The sequence below is a fragment of the Psychromonas sp. Urea-02u-13 genome (genome assembly GCF_002835995.1).
In the GTDB taxonomy this organism is placed as follows: Bacteria; Pseudomonadota; Gammaproteobacteria; order Enterobacterales; family Psychromonadaceae; genus Psychromonas.
The window spans coordinates 1-18,830 of record NZ_PJBZ01000062.1; the positions used below are offsets into that span (position 1 = coordinate 1).

The 18,830-nt window shown below is 38.3% G+C and carries 18 protein-coding genes and 1 pseudogene; 12 read left to right on the forward strand and 7 right to left on the reverse strand.

Annotation, left to right across the window (positions count from 1 at the left end):
- From CXF74_RS23005 to CXF74_RS22860, 6 genes and pseudogenes are all read right to left on the reverse strand, one after another.
- Window positions 1-410, reverse strand: a pseudogene (locus CXF74_RS23005) (AMP-binding protein); the annotation flags it as partial.
- A gap of 6 nt (window positions 411-416) precedes the next feature.
- Window positions 417-686, reverse strand: a complete 270-nt coding sequence (locus tag CXF74_RS23010) for an AMP-binding protein (RefSeq protein WP_101082497.1) — start codon at window positions 684-686, stop codon at window positions 417-419.
- Window positions 683-1,501, reverse strand: a complete 819-nt coding sequence (locus CXF74_RS22855) for an AMP-binding protein (RefSeq protein ID WP_101082498.1) — start codon at window positions 1,499-1,501, stop codon at window positions 683-685. Before CXF74_RS22855 ends, CXF74_RS23010 begins: the two co-directional genes overlap by 4 nt.
- A gap of 66 nt (window positions 1,502-1,567) precedes the next feature.
- Window positions 1,568-3,562: a carboxy terminal-processing peptidase gene (gene prc / locus CXF74_RS11030; protein WP_101082499.1), complete on the reverse strand. Its 1,995-nt coding sequence runs from the start codon at window positions 3,560-3,562 to the stop codon at window positions 1,568-1,570.
- 12 nt (window positions 3,563-3,574) lie between these two features.
- Window positions 3,575-4,201, reverse strand: a complete 627-nt coding sequence (gene proQ / locus CXF74_RS11035) for an RNA chaperone ProQ (RefSeq protein WP_101082500.1) — start codon at window positions 4,199-4,201, stop codon at window positions 3,575-3,577.
- Window positions 4,202-4,299: 98 nt separating this feature from the next.
- Entirely contained in the window at window positions 4,300-4,434 is a 135-nt protein-coding gene (locus CXF74_RS22860; RefSeq protein ID WP_269800767.1) for a hypothetical protein, read from the reverse strand.
- Window positions 4,435-4,481: 47 nt separating this feature from the next.
- Here CXF74_RS22860 and trhP point away from each other — a divergent pair, with 47 nt between their 5' ends.
- The 11 genes from trhP (at window position 4,482) to tpiA (ending at window position 16,844) form a co-directional block, all read left to right on the forward strand.
- Window positions 4,482-5,828 carry a prephenate-dependent tRNA uridine(34) hydroxylase TrhP gene (gene trhP, locus CXF74_RS11040; RefSeq protein ID WP_101082501.1) on the forward strand — a complete coding sequence of 449 codons (1,347 nt, stop codon included), beginning with the start codon at window positions 4,482-4,484 and terminating at the stop codon, window positions 5,826-5,828.
- A 1-nt stretch (window position 5,829) separates the two neighbouring features.
- The gene (locus CXF74_RS11045) at window positions 5,830-6,075 is read left to right on the forward strand and encodes a YfhL family 4Fe-4S dicluster ferredoxin (RefSeq protein ID WP_101082502.1); all 246 of its coding nucleotides are present in this window, start codon (window positions 5,830-5,832) and stop codon (window positions 6,073-6,075) included.
- 170 nt (window positions 6,076-6,245) lie between these two features.
- Window positions 6,246-7,610, forward strand: coding sequence for an MATE family efflux transporter (locus tag CXF74_RS11050; protein WP_101082503.1), 1,365 nt, complete (start codon window positions 6,246-6,248; stop codon window positions 7,608-7,610).
- Between the two features lie 137 nt (window positions 7,611-7,747).
- A complete protein-coding gene (locus CXF74_RS11055) occupies window positions 7,748-9,304 on the forward strand; it encodes an ABC transporter substrate-binding protein (RefSeq protein WP_232772502.1) in 1,557 nt (518 codons plus the stop codon).
- A gap of 1 nt (window position 9,305) precedes the next feature.
- Entirely contained in the window at window positions 9,306-10,268 is a 963-nt protein-coding gene (locus tag CXF74_RS11060; protein WP_101082505.1) for an ABC transporter permease subunit, read from the forward strand.
- A complete protein-coding gene (locus CXF74_RS11065) occupies window positions 10,255-11,145 on the forward strand; it encodes an ABC transporter permease subunit (protein ID WP_101082506.1) in 891 nt (296 codons plus the stop codon). The genes CXF74_RS11060 and CXF74_RS11065 overlap by 14 nt, the downstream gene beginning before the upstream one ends.
- On the forward strand, window positions 11,145-12,143 hold the full coding sequence (locus CXF74_RS11070) for an oligopeptide/dipeptide ABC transporter ATP-binding protein (protein WP_101082507.1): 999 nt from the start codon (window positions 11,145-11,147) through the stop codon (window positions 12,141-12,143). Before CXF74_RS11065 ends, CXF74_RS11070 begins: the two co-directional genes overlap by 1 nt.
- A gap of 1 nt (window position 12,144) precedes the next feature.
- Window positions 12,145-12,924, forward strand: a complete 780-nt coding sequence (locus CXF74_RS11075) for an ATP-binding cassette domain-containing protein (RefSeq protein ID WP_101082508.1) — start codon at window positions 12,145-12,147, stop codon at window positions 12,922-12,924.
- 145 nt (window positions 12,925-13,069) lie between these two features.
- Complete coding sequence (locus CXF74_RS11080) at window positions 13,070-14,914, forward strand: EAL domain-containing protein (protein WP_101082509.1); 1,845 nt, start codon at window positions 13,070-13,072, stop codon at window positions 14,912-14,914.
- Between the two features lie 111 nt (window positions 14,915-15,025).
- The gene (gene ttcA / locus CXF74_RS11085; RefSeq protein WP_101082510.1) at window positions 15,026-15,955 is read left to right on the forward strand and encodes a tRNA 2-thiocytidine(32) synthetase TtcA; all 930 of its coding nucleotides are present in this window, start codon (window positions 15,026-15,028) and stop codon (window positions 15,953-15,955) included.
- A gap of 136 nt (window positions 15,956-16,091) precedes the next feature.
- Window positions 16,092-16,844 carry a triose-phosphate isomerase gene (gene tpiA / locus CXF74_RS11090; RefSeq protein ID WP_101082511.1) on the forward strand — a complete coding sequence of 251 codons (753 nt, stop codon included), beginning with the start codon at window positions 16,092-16,094 and terminating at the stop codon, window positions 16,842-16,844.
- Between the two features lie 214 nt (window positions 16,845-17,058).
- Here tpiA and CXF74_RS11095 read toward each other — a convergent pair whose 3' ends face one another.
- Window positions 17,059-17,922 carry a hypothetical protein gene (locus tag CXF74_RS11095; RefSeq protein ID WP_101082512.1) on the reverse strand — a complete coding sequence of 288 codons (864 nt, stop codon included), beginning with the start codon at window positions 17,920-17,922 and terminating at the stop codon, window positions 17,059-17,061.
- 219 nt (window positions 17,923-18,141) lie between these two features.
- Between CXF74_RS11095 and CXF74_RS11100 the strand changes: the two genes are divergently transcribed.
- The gene (locus tag CXF74_RS11100) at window positions 18,142-18,801 is read left to right on the forward strand and encodes a Bax inhibitor-1/YccA family protein (protein WP_101082513.1); all 660 of its coding nucleotides are present in this window, start codon (window positions 18,142-18,144) and stop codon (window positions 18,799-18,801) included.
- The last annotated feature ends 29 nt before the right edge of the window (window positions 18,802-18,830 follow it).

Here is an 18,830-nt window from a genome sequence, read left to right on the forward strand (position 1 = left end):
AACAATTTTACCCTCTCCCCTGTTTTTTTATCATCAACCGCAATGGCAACACCCTCTGATATCCCCGCTATTTTAGCAATAACGCCTTCAATTTCGCTAGGATAAACATTAAAACCCGAGACTAATATCATATCTTTTTTACGGTCAACTAAGTGTAAAAAACCCTGTTTATCAAATTGCCCAATGTCGCCACTTTTCAACCAACCATCCTGCAGCACCCGAGTCGTTTCTTCTTTATTCCCCCAATACCCTGACATTAGCTGTGGCCCTTTTATCTCAATTTCTCCAGGCAGTTCACAACGTTCAATTAAGTCTCCGTTTTCTTCTCGCAAACGCACCAGAGTGCTTGGCAGAGGTAAACCAATACTGCGATTAAACACCTTAGCGCAGGCTAAATTAACACTTACCATCGGGGCTCATTCTGTGAGCCCATAACCCTCTAAAATGGTACAACCGGTAATTTTATGCCATTGATTGGCAGTTGCTTGCTGTGTCGCCATACCGCCTGCTAAGGTTATTTTTAATTGGCTAAAATCAACTGTTTTGAACAGCGGATTTTCTAACAGAGCATTAAATAGCGTATTCAACCCGGTAAAGTACTGAAAAGAATGTTTGTTGAGGGTGTTAATAAAAGCACTGATATCACGTGGATTAGTAACAAGGATATTACGACAGCCTTTTTTCATAAAGAACAGGCATTAACCGTTAATGCAAATGCGTGATAAAGCGGCAACGCAGTAACAATGGTCTCTTTTTTCTCTATAATCTCATGTCCAAAAAATGCTTCAGCTTGTTGCAAGCTAGCGAGCATATTAGCATGGGTTAATACCGCGCCCTTGGAAGGCCCCGTTGTGCCTCCGGTATATTGCAAAAACGCGATATCTTGTTGTTTAATAACAGGGCGAATATAGTGCCCTTGAGCGCCTAAGGCTAAAGCTTCTCTATAATAGTGCGCGTCAGGCAGTTTAAATTTAGGCACCATTTTTTTAATACGACTAATAACAAAATTGAGGACATTACGCTTAATGAGCGTTAACTCATCCGCGACTTCCGTTAATATCACATGGTCGATGTGTGTCTCTTTAACAATCTCTTCTAATGTACTTGCAAAGTTTGCAACGATAAAAATAGCCTCGGCACCCGAGTCGTTTAGTTGATGTTGTAATTCAGTCGCGGTATAGAGAGGATTAATATTAATCACCACCATACCGGCGCGTAAGATACCTAATAAGACAATGGGGTATTGTAAGAGGTTTGGCATCATAATCGCGACGCGAGCCCCCTGCTTTAATTTTAGGCTTTGCTGCAGATAAGTCGCAATACGTTGAGATCGTTTACCCAATTGCTTGTAGCTAAGTTTTTTATCCATATTAACGAAAGCAGGTTGAGCGGCAAAACAGTTGAAGCTCTTTTCATAAAGATCCACAAGCGACTGATGCTCTGTCTCATCAATCTGATGTGCAATATGTTCAGGATAATTTTTTAGCCAGGGTGTATACATTGGGAACGCTTTTAAAGATAAAAAAAAACCGACTATATTTAGTCGGTTTTTTTGAAAGAAGTCATATTAGAGTTTCGAATAATCTAATGTAATGGCAGCCGCTTCTAATAGAAACGCATCAATGGGTTCAAAATCATCAGGTAAATCATCAATTGATTTAACTTCATCTAAACCGGCACGTTTTAAACGCTCATTATTACGTACTAAAGCACGCTGCTCTTTATCTTCACGGGTTTTAATACGTTCTTTTTCGATGAGCGTAATAGAAGTATCGTCTTTCTCGGCACGATACTCTTTAATATCGTTTGCAAGATAGGTGAATTCAATTTCACTTTGGATACGTTTATTATGAATTTTTGTCAGTTTGTTAATGCTCGACTCTAAATCAGTCAACTCTTTGTATTTAGCTGATTTAATATTATCCCAAGGTAATGCATTCTTCTCTAAACTTTCGCCAGTATCTTGGTGCTCGATAGCGGTTGGGAAAAGAATATCAGGGATAACACCTTTATGTTGTGTGCTGCCACCATCAATTCGGTAGAACTTAGCAATGGTATATTGTACTGAGCCAATCACTTCTGCATCTTCATCGTAAAAACGAGAGATACGGCGATGCTGTTGTACCGTCCCTTTACCAAATGTTTGTTCGCCAATAATAACCGCACGGCCATAGTCTTGTAGGGCTGCAGCAAAGATTTCTGATGCTGACGCGCTATAACGATTAACCAATACCGTTAACGGACCATCATAACTTACCGTTTCATTCACATCGCGGTGTACTTCAATTTTGTTACGGCTATCTCGGACTTGTACTACAGGGCCTTTGCCTATAAATAAACCCGTTGATAACGTTGCTTCTGAAAGTGAACCACCACCATTGTTACGTAGATCTATAATGATGCCTTCAACTTTCTCTTTTTTAAGCTTAGTGATTTCTTTGTCGATATCTTCACTGAGTTTTACATAAAAACTTGGGATGGTAATGACACCTATTTTCTTGCCATTAATCTCTTCAACCGTTGATTTTGCTTCTCTGTCTTCAAGGTGAATTTTTTCACGTACGATAATAACGGTACGGTTTTTGTCGCCAGATTTTCCAGATTGAATCTGAAGTTGAACTTTAGTCCCTTTAGGGCCTTTAATAAGGTCAACAATATCGTCTAAACGCCAGCCGATGATATCAATGATTTTTTCACCATCTTGACCAACACCCACGATCTTATCATCTTTCGATATTTGCTTAGAGCGCTCAGCAGGACCACCAGGAACAAGACTACGTACAATCGTGTAATCATCTTCAAGTTGTAATACAGCGCCAATACCTTCTAATGAAAGATTCATCTCCATTTTAAAACGTTTTGCATTACGTGGAGAAAGGTAACTTGTATGAGGTTCAATCATATGTGAATAAGCATTCATAAAGGTCTGAAATACATCTTCACTTTCAGTCTGCGTGAGATGTTTAATCGCACTGTTATAACGTTTGCTTAATTGCTCTTTAATTTCTGGCCATTCTTTACCGGCTAATTTAAGAGACAAAGCATCAGACTTTACTTTTTGTTGCCACACTTTATCGAGCTCAGCGGGTGTTTTAAGCCACTCTGATTCACTACGATCAAATTGATAGCTATCTGCGACGTCAAATTTTATTTCTGTTTTTAATAATGATAATGCATATGAAAAACGTTCATAACGACGTGTCAGATTGAGTTGGTAAATAATGTAGGCAGGATCAATTAACCCTGATTTCAGGCTATCGTCAAAAGAAAATTGATGTACTTTCAATTCATCAATATCACTTTGTAAAAATATTTGTTTGTTGTAATCAAGTTGCTCAATATAACGTTCAAATACTTTTTGTGATAACCCGTCATCAAGGGGAATAAATTTATAATGTGAGCGACTGTATAAGTCACTCACTCTTTTCACCACTTTCGCATGTTGTTCTTGTTGCGCGAGTTGTGGAATATCATTGACATCAAAACTTGCAGGAGAAGAAAAAACAAACCCAGCATAAAACGTGCTGGCTATTAAGAGAGAGTGGCGAAAAAATTTATTCATTAAAATACCTTTTTATACGATTAAATGCTTAGCTTTAACTTTTACAGTCATACCTGAGTTTAGTTGTACTTGAACATCATCCTTCATGATTTCCACAACAACACCTGAAACAGGTGCTTTACCCAATAAAACTTTGACCGCTTGGTTAACTGTAAGTTCAGCGTGAGTTGCTTCTTTATAGTTACTTAAGTCTTCAACAACTTCTTTTTTAGGCGCCGCTTTTTTAGCACGAGTTGGCACGTTTACTTTCTTAGGTGCACGTTTTGGCTTTTCTTCGCTGTTGCTTGCTTTCTTTTTATTAGCAAATGCTTTTTCTTTGCTTTCTTTTAATGTTTTTAATGCATGTTCAGCGTGTTCTTCAGAAACTTCATCGCCTTCAACACCATCAAGATCAATACGTTTCACTGTTTGTTTTACGCAGTGAAGGTAACGCCAACTCAAGGTATATTGACGTAATGCGCCACGAAGCTGTGTTTTACTAACACGAGTTTCATTTTCTAAACGGATTGCAAGCTCTTGAAACAAACCAATTTTAAGTGGTTTTGCGTCGCTACTTCCAGCGGTAAAACATAATGGGAACTGCTCTGTTAAGAAAGCAATAATCTGTTTGTTGTTTGTAAATTTTTCTGTGATTTCCATGTAAAACCTAAATGATTGATGCCGTCTGCCGGCGAAAAGTAATTTTTAATTAACGAAATATTGCCACATTATAGTGATGCGTTGATGAAATAGGAAACTTAATTTAACTTTCCCTGCTTTTTTAATGGCTTAAGCATGCCACAAGCACCAATAAATTGATTTAAAACAACTTTCAAGTGATCAATATCACAATCCTTTGTCTTTGTTTCGAAAAAGCGTAACATTTGTTTCACAAAATACCCTATATCCCCGTAAAACTTGCGCCTAAAGAGATAAATAGATGAAACCAGAACTCCTTTCCCCCGCCGGCACACTAAAAAATATGCGTTACGCATTTGCTTACGGCGCCGATGCCGTTTATGCTGGACAACCTCGTTATTCGTTACGTGTGCGTAATAATGAATTTAATTTAGAGAAATTACAAATTGGTATAAATGAAGCACATGCACAGGGTAAACAGTTATTTGTTGTGTGCAACATTCAACCACACAACTCTAAGTTAAAAACCTTCATTCGTGATATGAAACCCGTTGTAGACTTAAAACCCGACGCATTGATTATGTCTGATCCCGGTTTAATTATGATGGTGCGTGAAGCATTCCCTGAAATGACCATCCATTTAAGTGTGCAAGCTAATGCGGTCAACTGGGCAAGTGTTAAGTTTTGGGAAACGCAGGGTATTAAACGTGTCATTTTGTCACGTGAGCTTTCATTAGATGAAATAGAAGAAATTCGTCAACATTGCCCGGACATTGAAATCGAAGTTTTTGTTCATGGCGCATTATGCATGGCCTATTCTGGTCGTTGTTTATTATCGGGTTATATTAACAAACGCGATCCTAACCAAGGCGCATGCACAAACTCATGCCGTTGGAAATATGATGCACATGAAGCAAAAGAAAATGAAAATGGTGACATTGTTGCTATTCATACGCCTGAACCGACACTAGGCACGGGTCAACCGACCGATCAAATGTACCTTCTACAAGAAGAAGGACGTCCTGGTGAATATATGCCTGCCTTTGAAGATGAACACGGCACTTATATTATGAACTCAAAAGATCTACGTGCGATTCAACATGTAGAACGACTATTAGAGATTGGTGTTAACTCATTTAAAATCGAAGGTCGTACCAAAAGTTTCTATTATTGCGCGCGTACTGCGCAGGTTTACCGTAAAGCGATGGATGATGCTATTTCTGGCAAACCTTTTGATCCTAAACTCATGGGCACTTTAGAAAACCTTGCACACCGTGGTTACACTGAAGGTTTCTTAAATCGTCATACACAGCATGATCAACACCAAAATTATGATTACGGTTACTCAATCAGTGAAACACAACAATTTGTGGGTGAAATGACCGGCCGTAATGAACATGGTCTTGCAGAAGTCACGGTTAAAAATAAATTTTTGGTTGGTGATGCATTAGAATTAATGACACCTCAGGGTAATATCAATTTTAAACTTGAGCAGTTACAAAACCGCAAAGGTGAGCTTGTTGATGTTGCACCAGGATCTGGTCATGTTTTATATATGCCAGTACCTAAAGAAATCGACCTTAGCCACGGCTTATTAATGCGTAATTTGAAAAATGGTGCTGATACTCGCAACCCGCATAAGCAATAACATGGCATTATTAATAAAAGACAATTGCATCAATTGTGATATGTGCGATCCGGAGTGTCCAAATGAAGCGATTACTTTTGGCGCTGAGATATACGAAATTGATGCGACTCGTTGCACTGAATGTGTTGGGCATTATGAAAAGCCAACCTGTATTGCGGTGTGCCCGATAAACTGTATTATTGTCGACCCGAATAATGTAGAGACTGAAGTGCAATTATTAGACAAGTTTGCACAGATGTACGTTTAATACCAGTCGGAATAAATAAGTGATCTATTTTACTGCTTAAAATGACTGATTTCTTTGCGAAATTTGAGGTGATGGGAATACCCCGTCACCCCAAATTTGCCAAGAATCAAGTGTTTTTATCTGCCTAACATTTAGATCACAGACTTAATCCAATCGGTATAAGGTAGTCAATGCAACACCAAGCACGATTTTTACAAGGTTCTATCTCTAAACATGTGATCACCATGTCAGCCACCAATGCGGTTGGTTTATCAGCCATTTTCATGGTGGATCTTGTAGATATCTACTTTATTAGTTTATTGCAAAATAGCGCTTACACGGCCGCCATTGGTTATGCGAGTGCGATCATTTTTTTTACCACGGCAATCAGTCTAGGATTATCAACAACGAATAGTGCCATCGTTTCCAAACATATAGGGCAAAAAAAACGTGATTTAGCACGTCAATATGTCGCCCACATTTCCCTCTTCGCATTATTCTTTACCAGCTTTATTGCATTACTTGTCTGGATTTATGCGCCACAATTGTTATCAGTAATCGGGGCAAAAGGTGAAGAACTCTCAGAATCGATAACCTACCTACGTATTATTACGCCTTCTCTGCCCATTTTAGCATTAACGATGCAAATGAATGCGACCTTGCGTAGCATAGGTAATGCAAAACATGCTATGTATGCAACGTTACTTTCGGGCATTGTTAATGCTTTGCTTGATCCTATTTTTATTTTTGTATTAGGAATGGACCTACAAGGGGCAGCGATTGCTTCCGTTATTGCCCGTTTTAGTGCATTATTTCTGAGCCTATTTTATGTCGCCTATAAATATAAGATGATCTGTTTACCGAAATTTAAGAAACTGCCGATGGACATGAACATCATCAGCCACATCGCATTTCCTGCCATGTTAACTCAGATCGCCACACCACTCGGTAATATCTACGTTACCTACGAAGTCGCTCAATTTGGATCCGAATACATTGCCGGCTGGGCTATTATTGGCCGTGTTATCCCCGTTGCATTTGGTATGATGTTTGCGGTTTCAGGTGCGATTGGTCCCATTATTGGTCAAAATTACGGAGCAGGTGATTTTGTTCGGGTACGTCAAGTATTAGTCGAAGCATTGAAATTTATTAGTGGCTATTGCTTGGTCATTTCATTACTTTTATCACTAGGGCAAGAAAGTATCGTCAATCTATTTAGTGCAAAAAATGAAAGCGCACATATTATCCGGATTTTCTGTCAGCATATCGCAATCACTTTCATTTTTACCGGTATCACATTTGTGGCAATGGCATTTTTAAACAACCTCGGTTACGCCAAATATGCTACCGTTTTAAATATTGCAAAAATGACACTAGGCACCGTTCCTTTTGTTACCATTGGTGCTATATATTATGGCGCTCCTGGTATTTTATACGGGCAAGCATTTGGCAGTGTTGCCTTTGGCTTGATTGCATTACAACTCACACATAAAGTGATGCAACGGGTAGAAAGTAGCCAGAAAGAAGAAAATATCGATCAATCTTCAAGTTATTGATCAACTTAATTAATTGTTTAGCAGAATATTGCTCTAATACGCACATATACTCACGGAAGCCTCATTTGACAATGCGCTATATACCTATTTATTTCAGCCTCTTTTTATTGTCTGCTTGTTATCAAACAGAATCGACAATGACCGACAGTTTAATTTACTGTGCAGCTAAGGCGCCTAAGTCTTTCAATCCGCAAATAAGTCATGATGTAGCGACCTTGGATGCCACGACACACCAATTATATAATCGTCTAGTAAAAGTAGACCCTATTAGTCAACGCTTTAGTGCCGACATTGCCAGTCACTGGGAAGTGAATGATGCTAAAACCGAATATACTTTCTATCTGCGTAAAGATATAAACTTCCATCACACTGCATATTTCAAACCCTCACGACAGCTCAATGCAGACGATATTATCTTTAGCTTTAAACGTATGCTGTCCCAAGACCACCCTTTTTATTCTATTAATAACGCCATCAATAACGAACTGTATAATCGCCCTTTCTCAGGTTTAGTCGGTGATATTATTAAAATCGATCAATACACCCTACGTTTTTTATTAAATAAACCCAATGCAACACTGTTAGCAAATCTTGCGGCACACTACGCTGTGATTCATTCACAAGAATATGGGCAGCAGTTATTGCTCGCAGGCCACCCTGAAAAAATAGATTATTCCCCCATTGGCACAGGTCCATATCAATTCAAAAGCATCACTAATAACCGCGTTATTCGTTACCAAGCACATCGTACGCCTTGGCAAGCACCTGCTAATATCAACAACCTTATCTTCGATATCACCCCCAACAGCAGTAAGCGTTATGCCAAACTGTTATCGGGTGAGTGTGACATCATGACAAATCCAGCATCTAGCCAAGTCGACCAGATTAGTAAAAACCCAAAGGTTGCCTTAAGCAGCAAACCCACAGGTAATATCTCGCTGATTGCGTTAAACAGTAAAAAGGCCCCCTTCAATGATGTCGCCATTCGTCATGCACTCAGCGAAGCCATTGATCTTAAAACTATTCTCAGCGCGGTGTTTTTTGAAACCGCCATGAGCACACAAAATTTATTGCCTGATCATTCTTGGGCCTACAATCCGCGTATTTCAAAAGCCACTTATACGCCACAAGAAAGTCTGGTTGAATTAAAGAAAAATCATTTTGATTTTAGTCGCACAATACGTATTCTTGCGCCCGCTAAAAACTCTATTTTCAATCCTAACTTTTACAAAACCGCTGAGCTCATTCAAGCTAACTGGGCTGAGATAGGGGTTAAAAGTGTCATTGTTTTATTAAACGCAACAGAGCTTAACCAAGTGTTAAGCCACGGGGATTATGATATTTATTTAACCGGTAAGAATCCCTACATTAAAGATCCTGACAACCTATTTCGTCCACTGTTGAGTTGTAATGCCAGCCCATTAGAGGGAAATACAAGCCAATGGTGTGATGCGCAGGTACAATCCCTCTTAGATACGACATTATTAGAAGTTAACTTCATTCAACGTGTCAAAAACTATTACCAATTACAAGAATATATTCAAGCACAGCGCATTTATCAGCCCATTGCACATATGCTTCGCTTTGATGTCTTTAATAAATACATATCAAATTTACAGGTGAATTCACTAACCGGCATTAATTTCCAGTTCGTGAAAAAAGGCAATGTAATCAATAAGGAAGAAACTCAGTAATATGGTTAATTTTCTACTTCGCCGTGTTTACCTTTTGTGTATCACCGCGTTAATTCTGACAGTCATTGCCTTTTCTCTTGAACACTGGACCGTGCACACACAGATTGAAGGTAATATATTGACACATTACCTAGATTACTTAGTGTCAATTGGTCAGGGTGATTTTGGCCTTTCAATTACCAATAATGAGCCTATCTTTCGCACCGGGTTAGTGGCCTTTGCTTCAACCTTAGAATTGTGTCTATTTGCCTTTTTAATCGCCAGTGTGATAGGAATACCATTAGGTGTTTTTGCAGGACTAGAGCGCAACAACGGGCTAGATTATACTATCATGAGTATCGCACTCATTGGTTTAGCACTACCTGTTTTTTGGGTGGCGATTATCTTTACTGTTTTACCTAATGCAATCGGTTGGATGATGCCTATTGATGGCAATATCAGCCCCCTTTTTGAAGTGCCTGTTGTTACCGGGTTTCTTTTCATCGATAGCTTATTAGTGACAGAGCAATACCAGTTTGACGCTTTTATAAATCATATGGCGCATATTATTTTACCCTCCTCGGTACTGGCCATTTTTCTTATCTCGGAAATCATTCGTTTAACACGTCATGCCATTACCATGGTGATGAAAAGCAATTATATTAAAGCGGCCTTAACCAAAGGTTTAACCCGTCGACAAATCGTCTTCAGACATGTTTTAAAAAATGCCCTGCCGCCTATTATCTACCAGCTACGTTTACAAATAAGCACTATTATTTCCTTTTCAATGGCGATAGAAATCGTCTTCTCATATCAAGGTGCGGGTATGTGGTTATTTGCCAGTATTCAGCAGGAAGATTATCTCGTGTTACCCTCTGCAATCTTAATTATTTCAGGCTTTATCTTGATAAAAAGTATACTGATTGATCTACTTTTAGTGATCATCTCACCAATCAAACGGAAGTCATTATATGCTGATCAATAATGAATTTAACGAACAAAAAATTCAATCTCCGCTGCAATATATCTGGTCAATTTTTAAAAGTAAAAATATAACAGTTATCGCCATGTGGGCAGTGTTTTTCTTGATAATAGTGAGTATATTTGCGGATTCTATATTACCTTACTCACATACCTTACAGCATCCGGAAATGCGCTTATTACCGCCCTACTGGGTAGATGGCGCAAGCGTGAATCATATTTTGGGCACCGACGATCTTGGTCGAGATACCTTATCGCGTTTGTTAAAAGGTATGCAGTTAACTTTATTAGGTGCCTTGCTGATTACTTTTTCAATTTCAATTTTAGGATTGATTATTGGGGCAACAGCCTCATTAATGAAAGGCGTAAAAGCGAGTATCATGCATCATTTTCTTGATGCCCTATTAACCATACCCACTTTGTTAACCGCGATAATTTTGATTATATTATTTGGCGTGAGTTACGAAAATAGTTTACTGGCCGTGTCGTTGTCATTACTGCCCCAGTTTATTCGTGGCATTTATATCTGCATTGAAAATGAACTTAATAAACAACATGTTATTGCCTTACGCCTTGATGGAGCAACAAACTTACGGTTATTACGTTATGGTATTTTCCCCAATATTATTGAGCCACTGACCACACTCTTAAACCGCGTGTTCACCATGGCAATATTAGAAATTACAACACTGGGTTTTTTAGGTTTTGGCGCAAATTCAGAGCAAGTAGAGCTCGGTTATCTTATTTCAAAAAGTTTAGAGCTTGTTTACCTATCTCCCTATTTAGCGCTCTTCCCTGGCATCGCTATTTTTCTCATTATCATTGTTTTTAATATATTTTCAGAAGGTATTCGCCACTCTGTTATCGAAGGAGAAGAATAATGGCATTGCTTGATATTCGTAATTTAAGTATTGATATTATTACCGCTCAGGGCAAAATTCGAGTGATCGATAAAGCAACGCTCAACATTGTTGATGGGTCTATTCATGGCCTTGTCGGCGAATCAGGTTCAGGAAAAAGCTTGATTGCAAAAGCAATCTTAGGTTTACACAATGAAAATTGGATTGTGACAGCAGACCGAATGTTTTTGGGCTGCACCGACTTAAATAAATTATCGTTTCGAGAACGTCGTAAAATAATGGGTAAAGAAATTTCAATTATTTTCCAAAACCCACGCTCTTATCTTGACCCAAGTAAACGCATTTTTGATCAAATGCGCGAAGTACTGCCCAATAAAATCGCTAAGAAACGTTTCATAAAGAGAATGGCCTCTAAGTCGGCACATTATCTGGCGATTAAAGAGCTATTGCATAAAGTAGGTATTCAAAATGACAAAGTCGTGGTCAACAGTTTCCCACATGAATTATCTGAAGGTATTTGTCAGAAAGTCATGATCGCCATGGCCATTGCGAATAACCCTCGCTTGCTCATTGCTGATGAACCCACAACCTCAATGGAAGCCGTGACACAGGCACAGATATTCCGTTTGTTATACAAATTAAACCAATTACACAATACAACTATCTTATTGCTCAGTAATAACTTTGGTAGCATCAGTAACTTATCGGATTATATTTCACTGATTTACTGTGGCCAAACCGTTGAATCTGGCAGTTATAAACAGATACTTAAAAGCCCAATGCATCCTTATACACAGGCCATGATCAAAACTATTCTCGCCTTTGATGAAGAAGTCGATCATAAAAGTCAGTTATATACTTTGCCCGGCAGCATTCCACCTGCAAACCAACTACCCATTGGTTGTCGCCTTGGTCCGCGTTGCCCTAAAGCACAACGAACCTGCGTGATGAATCCTGAAGCCGTTAACTATAAAGGTCATATTATTCGATGCCACTTTCCAACACTAGGTGAAAAATAATATGTCAACATTGCTTAGTATTAACGATCTGTCTAAAAAATACCGACGTAGTAATGGTATTTTTACATCCAGCCTACATAATGCTTATAAAGATATTAACTTTACCTTAGAACAGGGTAAAACATTGTCGATCATAGGCGAAAGTGGCTCAGGAAAAAGTACTTTAGTACAAACCATTGCCGGCTTGCGTACCCAGAGCAGTGGTGAAATCTACCTGCACGGGAAACCACTGAGTAAACTGAGTTTGCAAGAACGCTGTAAATCAATTCGTATGTTATTTCATGCACCGAGTGATTCCCTTAACCCGAAAGCGACCATAGGTAGAATTCTCGCAGCGCCTCTCAAATTAAACAGTAATTTAATGGCAATCGAGCGTGATAAACAAATAAAAGAAACCTTAAATTTGGTCGGCCTATTACCCGACTATCTTGCCTTTTATCCAAATATGTTGTCCAGTGTGCAGCAACATCAGGTGGCATTAGCGCGAGCAATGGTACTGAATCCAGATATCATTATTGCGGATGAAATACTTGCAGGATTAGATATTTCATTGCGTTTTAAGCTAGTTAACCTATTGTTAAACATACAAGAAAAAAAAGGTGTGAGTTATATAATGGTTGCTCACAATATGAGCTTAGTACGCCATATAAGTGACCACATCATTGTGATGCATAACGGCGAAATAGTTGAAAATGATGAAACGGAGACAGTCTATAGTTCCCCTAAATCTAAGAAAACAAAACACTTATTACAAAGTCATCAACCTGACTATAGAAAATAAGCTTTAAATAGGATATATTTTATCTTTTTACATTTTATGTCATGAGATCAGACATCTATCGTCAAAGCCGTTTGTTATTTTGCCCACAACAATGTAAAACATATAAAATACGTAAAAAAGCCTCAAATCAAGGAGTAGATTTTGGATGAATGAATATAAGAAAAGCTTATGGATTAGCAACTTGATAGTTTTGCTTTTTGCAGTTGTCGCCACCATTGCATGTAAAATGACCTTTAATGCATTGCTAATACAACAGCAAGAATTAACGGTAAAAAAAGTACATGTAGAAGCTAATAGCGGTTTACTCGATGCTAAAGCACTACAAAAGCTTGTTGACCAAAATTTATTCGATTTCATCAAAATCACGCATAATGACCTTAATGCGCCACTACTCTATGAAAACAAACAACTCAGTATTATTGATGCTTATTTAGGTGAAATAAAAGTAACCACTTTTACTTCTCCTAAGGGCGCACAAATTGTTGAGTATAAAACTAAAAACACACGTCTGATTGAGCTTATCAAGCAAGTCTTATTTGTGCTTTATAGTGTGCTTATTTTGTTGTCGTTAACCATCAATACACTCTATTACCGACTATTCAAAAAAATAGAAAAAACGTTAATCAAAGAGATTACCGATGAAAGTGAAGGCGTTACCCCTTTTAGTAAAGTGTCTGAGCAATTACATGAACAGAAACGTCTATTTCACCGCGCATTACAAAACCAAGAAAAGCAAATATTACAATTAGCGCATCAAGTTAATATGGATCACCTGACAGGTCTTAATAACCGTCATGCATTCCGTAAAGAGTTAACTGACATTTTGAGCAATGAAGAAAATCAGCAACACGCGATTCTTTCTATCATTCGCGCCAGTGAGCTAAATACCATTAACTCACAACGTGGTTTCCAACATGGTGATGAGTACATCGTTAGTATTGCGAACATCATCAGCAAAGTAACAGAACGTTACCCTGCTACCTCTTTGTACCGTATTAGTGGCTCTGATTTTGCACTTATCTCACGTGAAATGAGCGTTAGTGATGCACAAACGGTAGCTAAAAAATTAAAAATGCAATTCGACCAATACCAAGCCCTCAATAAACTCGATAGCATCGCTTATAGTGGTATGTCCTCGATTATTTCAGGACAACTTCCTGAACAAGTCTTAGCGCGCACTGATATGGCCTTAGCGAAAGCACAAACAGAAGGCATTAATAACTGGGCATTTCAGCAACAAGATAGCGATGACAATCAATTTGGCCAACAACATTGGCGTAGTATCATTGAGGAAATCATTGCTAAACGTGCCCTCATGTTATTACATCAACCTATTCAAGCAATACACCGCAACATGAAAGGTTATCAAGAGATTTTCACACGGTTTATTGGTGAAAATAACAGTATGATCCCGACTGACACTGTCTTTGCAATGGCACAACGTGTTGATCTGAGTGTTAAACTTGAGCAACTGATTCTCGAAACAGTAGTCAGCCAGTGTCGTCATAAAACAGATGGCAGTACACGTTGGGGTGTCAACATCACTAGCGCGGCTATTCAAAACAGTAGCTTTATTGTTTGGCTTGAACGACTTTTATTACGTGAGCCTAATATTGCGGCGTCTTTAATATTTGAAATGCAAGAAGTCGTGCTGGATAGTAATTTAGTCGCCAGTAAACGTGTTTTTGATATGTTAAAACGTACCGGTTCACGCTCTGCGATTTGTAATTTTGGTAAAGGTATTGGTTCATTTAGATTGTTTAAAGAATTAAAACCAGACTTTGTTAAAATTGATGCAAGCTTAGTCAGTAATATTGAACGAGATAGCGCTAATCAGCAGTTTGTTCGTATGATCATAGATGTTGCACATCGAATGGATTGTCGTGTTATCGCAGAAGGTATTGAGCACTTAGAACAAAAGCAAATATTAGAAAACATGTACATAGATGGTGTGCAGGGATTCTTAATTGCACGACCTAGCCCTTTATAAAGACCCCCTCCTCTTTTTGAGCGCTCTTCTAGCCCTGTTATTAACAGGGCTTTTTTGCATCTGGTAACAACTTTTTGTACAATGCGCCTTTTATTACTAGCAGGTTTGCGCATGTCTGACACTCTTTCTCCAAAACAGCAATTTACCATTAAAAAACTTAACAAGAATTTACGTCGCTTAACCGGCCAAGCGATTGCTGATTACAATATGATTGAAGATGGCGATCGTATCATGGTTTGTCTCTCAGGTGGCAAAGACAGTTATACTATGCTGGATATATTGATCGAATTACGCGCTGCGGCCCCTATTCATTTTGACATTATTGCGATTAACTTAGATCAAAAACAACCGGGTTTTCCTGAACACATTTTACCTGAATATCTTGATTCGCTAGGTATTGAATACAAGATTGTTGAAGAAGATACTTACAGCATCGTAAAAGATAAAATACCTGAAGGTAAAACAACCTGTAGTTTATGTTCACGCTTACGCCGTGGCATCTTGTACCGTACTGCAAAAGAACTTGGCGCCACTAAGATTGCACTAGGCCATCATCGTGATGATATGTTAGCCACTATGATGCTTAATATGTTTTTTGGCGGCAAGCTAAAATCAATGCCTGCCAAGTTAGTCTCTGATAATGGTGAACATGTTGTTATCCGTCCGCTTGCATACTGTAAAGAAAAAGACATTGAACGCTACGCAATACTAAAAAATTACCCGATTATTCCGTGTAACCTCTGTGGCACACAACCCAACCTACAACGCCAAGTGACAAAAGAGATGCTTAATGATTGGGACGAAAGATTCCCTGGTCGTTTAGAGTCCATGTTTACTGCGATGCAAAACATTGTTCCCTCTCACCTTGCTGATACAAAACAGTTTGATTTCAAATCGATAGATAGTCATTCAGGTGTTATTGATGGGGGTGATATTGCTTTTGACAAGCAAGAACTCACTCATCAACAAGCGCCGGAACAATCTATCGATGAACAGTTTTACCAACAGCATGAAAGTTTAGTGATTAAAGAACTAACTTAAGGTTGTCTTAAATCATTTTTTTGTTCTTTTCTGTAATTTAATTACAGAAAAGGTAAAAAAGTAATAGGTTTAAGCAAATAGTCATTTATAATCAACGCAGTTTTAACAATTTAACTTAAATAAAATGGAGAACACCATGAGAACACCTCTTGTAATGGGTAACTGGAAATTAAACGGAACAAAAGAATCTGTTTCTGCACTTATTAAAGGTCTAGAAGCGGCTGCTGATTCAGCAACTAACGTTGAAGTAGCAGTATGTCCGCCAGCTATTTTCATTGAGCAAGTTGCTGCTTTAACAGCAAACAACAGCATTGAAATTGGTGCACAAGACGTAAGCACAAACGTTGCTGGCGCATACACTGGTGAGACTTCTCCTGTAATGGTTAAAGAGTTTGGCGCTAAATACAGCTTAGTAGGTCACTCTGAGCGTCGTCAATACCACAACGAAACAGATGCAGTTGTTGCAGCTAAATTCGTTGCTATCCAAGCACATGGTTTAGTGCCAGTACTTTGTATCGGTGAAACACTTGAAGAACGTGAATCAAACGTAACAACTACAGTTGTTGAAACACAACTTAAAGCTGTTATCGACCTAGCTGGTATTGATGCACTTGAAAACTGTGTTATCGCATACGAACCTGTTTGGGCTATCGGTACTGGTAAAGTTGCAACTTCTGAGCAAGCTCAAGAAGTTCACGCTCATATCCGTAACTGGCTTAAAGCACAAAGCGAAGTTGTTGCAGAGAAAGTTCAAATCCTTTACGGCGGCAGCGTTAAAGCAGCATCTGCTAAAGAGCTATTTGCACAAGCTGACATCGACGGTGGTTTAGTTGGTGGTGCTGCACTTATGGTTGAAGAGTTTGTTGGTATCATTGAAGGCGCTAAATAAGCCCTTTTTTAAAACCAGAAACTAAAAAAGGCGCACTATCTAGATAGTGCGCCTTTTTTGTATCCGCTGTAAATTCATCACCAAGTAATAGCAATTCCGCTAATTAACTAATCAACCTCACTTGTTAAAACGTGCATCTAAACTTACCCTTTTTACCTATCTAACTTCAATTCATTAACTTAATAGAAGGACATAATATAGTTGTTCTTACTAGCTAAATAATTTTCTTCCAATCTTTTACTGCTTCATTAAAAAATCCAGATTCACTGTAAGCCTTGTTAATTATCCCTTGCTCCTTAAGTAACAGAATACCTGCGTCTAAGGCTTTGATAGCCTCTTTGCCTTTAGGATGACGCTTAGACACTGCAAAATGTCTTGTTCCTTGCAAACCTATTTTAATGTTTTGGACAGGGACAAGGTGAACGCCTTCAGGTGAAAATGACATGTCTTTACTTGGCTGGAAAGGAGCAAGCAAGAAATCAGCACGCCCTTTCGCCACCATCTTGACCATGGATGACCATTTAACTGTATTTATCAATGAACTCATTTTCATTGAATTGAGTGTTTGCCAATCAATGATCCAGGCTTTACTCGAGACAGCGGTTAACGAGCGTACATCCAATAATGATTTGGCACTTAACGTTTTTTGATTTTCAAGTATGGTGTATAAACCCGCTTCAAATTGGCCCTTTTCTATCACCGCTTCAGAAACGTATAACAGATCGCGATCATTTAAAAGATCGTACCAAATAGAATTACCGCTCATGAGTGCTGTGCCTGAATGCACCTGTTTGATAATACGAGCATGAGATGAAGCAACAATAAAACGAATTGGGTCGCTAATACCTCCTAGTACGAGTGCCTGTTGAATTAATATCACCTCAACCACGTCTCGTCGTGATTCTAGGCCACTATAATCAGTAATTTCTATTGGGTTACGGCCATCTAAGAAAAGCTCATAGTCTCTCTTTACATCCCCCGGAATTACAATTATCAGTTCATCACGTTTTGTTTCAGTCTCAGCAAACGTAAAGCTACTTATCAATATAAAAATTAAAACAGAACAAATCCTTTTCATCATCATTTCCCTTTAAATGCTTAATATTCAACAATTATCTTATTTTATACAATAACTTGCTATACTTCTTAATAAACTAATTATTATGTTGCTAAGCGCATAACTTTATAAAACATGTTGTTTAATTGACAGTTTTTTAACAGCTCAATAATAAATTGTCTTTCCACCCAAACTGCGTATTATAAGAGTTGTTAATACTATTATTTTCTAGGAGATACAATGAACTCACAATTTACAAAAACGCATACAAGTAGTCCTTCAATTTCAATTAATAAAGTGCTTAAAAACACTTATATTTTGTTGGGTATGACACTTGCTTTCTCAGCACTAACAGCAACGATTGCAACTATGATGAACATTGGTGGCATCGCCTCACTTGTTTTAATGCTAGTTGGTTTTGGTTTACTGTTTGTAGTTTCAAAAACAGCTGATACAAGTAAAGGGCTTTTCTGGGTATTCATGTTCACAGGTGTGATGGGTGCATCACTGGGCAACATGCTTAACCATTATCTTGCAATGGAAAATGGCTCTGCATTAATTATGCAAGCACTAGGCTCTACAGCACTTATTTTCTTTGCTCTTTCAGCTTATGCATTAAGCTCTAAAAAAGACTTCTCATTTATGGGTGGTTTCTTAATGACGGGTATGATTGTTGTTGTTATCGCGATGATTGCAAACATTTTCCTACAGATTCCAATGATGCAAGTGCTGATTAGCAGTGTTGTTGTACTTATCATGTCTGGATTCATCTTGTTTGATACTAGCCGTATCATCAATGGTGGCGAAACAAACTACATTCGTGCAACGGTTTCTTTATATTTAAACCTGTTTAACTTATTCATCCATTTATTAACACTGCTTAATATCTTAGATGACTAGTCGTTAATGATTAAACCGTTACCGGTTAA

What these genes read in the sequence shown, in the direction of transcription:
- CXF74_RS11065 (WP_101082506.1), top strand. Translation starts at nt 10,255, where the DNA reads ATGCTGATCAATAATGAATTTAACGAACAAAAAATTCAATCTCCGCTG.
- trhP (WP_101082501.1), top strand. Translation starts at nt 4,482, where the DNA reads ATGAAACCAGAACTCCTTTCCCCCGCCGGCACACTAAAAAATATGCGT.
- CXF74_RS11080 (WP_101082509.1), top strand. Translation starts at nt 13,070, where the DNA reads ATGAATGAATATAAGAAAAGCTTATGGATTAGCAACTTGATAGTTTTG.
- ttcA (WP_101082510.1), top strand. Translation starts at nt 15,026, where the DNA reads ATGTCTGACACTCTTTCTCCAAAACAGCAATTTACCATTAAAAAACTT.
- CXF74_RS23010 (WP_101082497.1), bottom strand. Translation starts at nt 686, where the DNA reads ATGAAAAAAGGCTGTCGTAATATCCTTGTTACTAATCCACGTGATATC.
- CXF74_RS11100 (WP_101082513.1), top strand. Translation starts at nt 18,142, where the DNA reads ATGAACTCACAATTTACAAAAACGCATACAAGTAGTCCTTCAATTTCA.
- CXF74_RS11070 (WP_101082507.1), top strand. Translation starts at nt 11,145, where the DNA reads ATGGCATTGCTTGATATTCGTAATTTAAGTATTGATATTATTACCGCT.
- CXF74_RS11050 (WP_101082503.1), top strand. Translation starts at nt 6,246, where the DNA reads ATGCAACACCAAGCACGATTTTTACAAGGTTCTATCTCTAAACATGTG.
- CXF74_RS22855 (WP_101082498.1), bottom strand. Translation starts at nt 1,501, where the DNA reads ATGTATACACCCTGGCTAAAAAATTATCCTGAACATATTGCACATCAG.
- CXF74_RS11075 (WP_101082508.1), top strand. Translation starts at nt 12,145, where the DNA reads ATGTCAACATTGCTTAGTATTAACGATCTGTCTAAAAAATACCGACGT.
- CXF74_RS11095 (WP_101082512.1), bottom strand. Translation starts at nt 17,922, where the DNA reads ATGAAAAGGATTTGTTCTGTTTTAATTTTTATATTGATAAGTAGCTTT.
- prc (WP_101082499.1), bottom strand. Translation starts at nt 3,562, where the DNA reads ATGAATAAATTTTTTCGCCACTCTCTCTTAATAGCCAGCACGTTTTAT.
- CXF74_RS11045 (WP_101082502.1), top strand. Translation starts at nt 5,830, where the DNA reads ATGGCATTATTAATAAAAGACAATTGCATCAATTGTGATATGTGCGAT.
- CXF74_RS11060 (WP_101082505.1), top strand. Translation starts at nt 9,306, where the DNA reads ATGGTTAATTTTCTACTTCGCCGTGTTTACCTTTTGTGTATCACCGCG.
- tpiA (WP_101082511.1), top strand. Translation starts at nt 16,092, where the DNA reads ATGAGAACACCTCTTGTAATGGGTAACTGGAAATTAAACGGAACAAAA.
- proQ (WP_101082500.1), bottom strand. Translation starts at nt 4,201, where the DNA reads ATGGAAATCACAGAAAAATTTACAAACAACAAACAGATTATTGCTTTC.
- CXF74_RS11055 (WP_232772502.1), top strand. Translation starts at nt 7,748, where the DNA reads ATGACCGACAGTTTAATTTACTGTGCAGCTAAGGCGCCTAAGTCTTTC.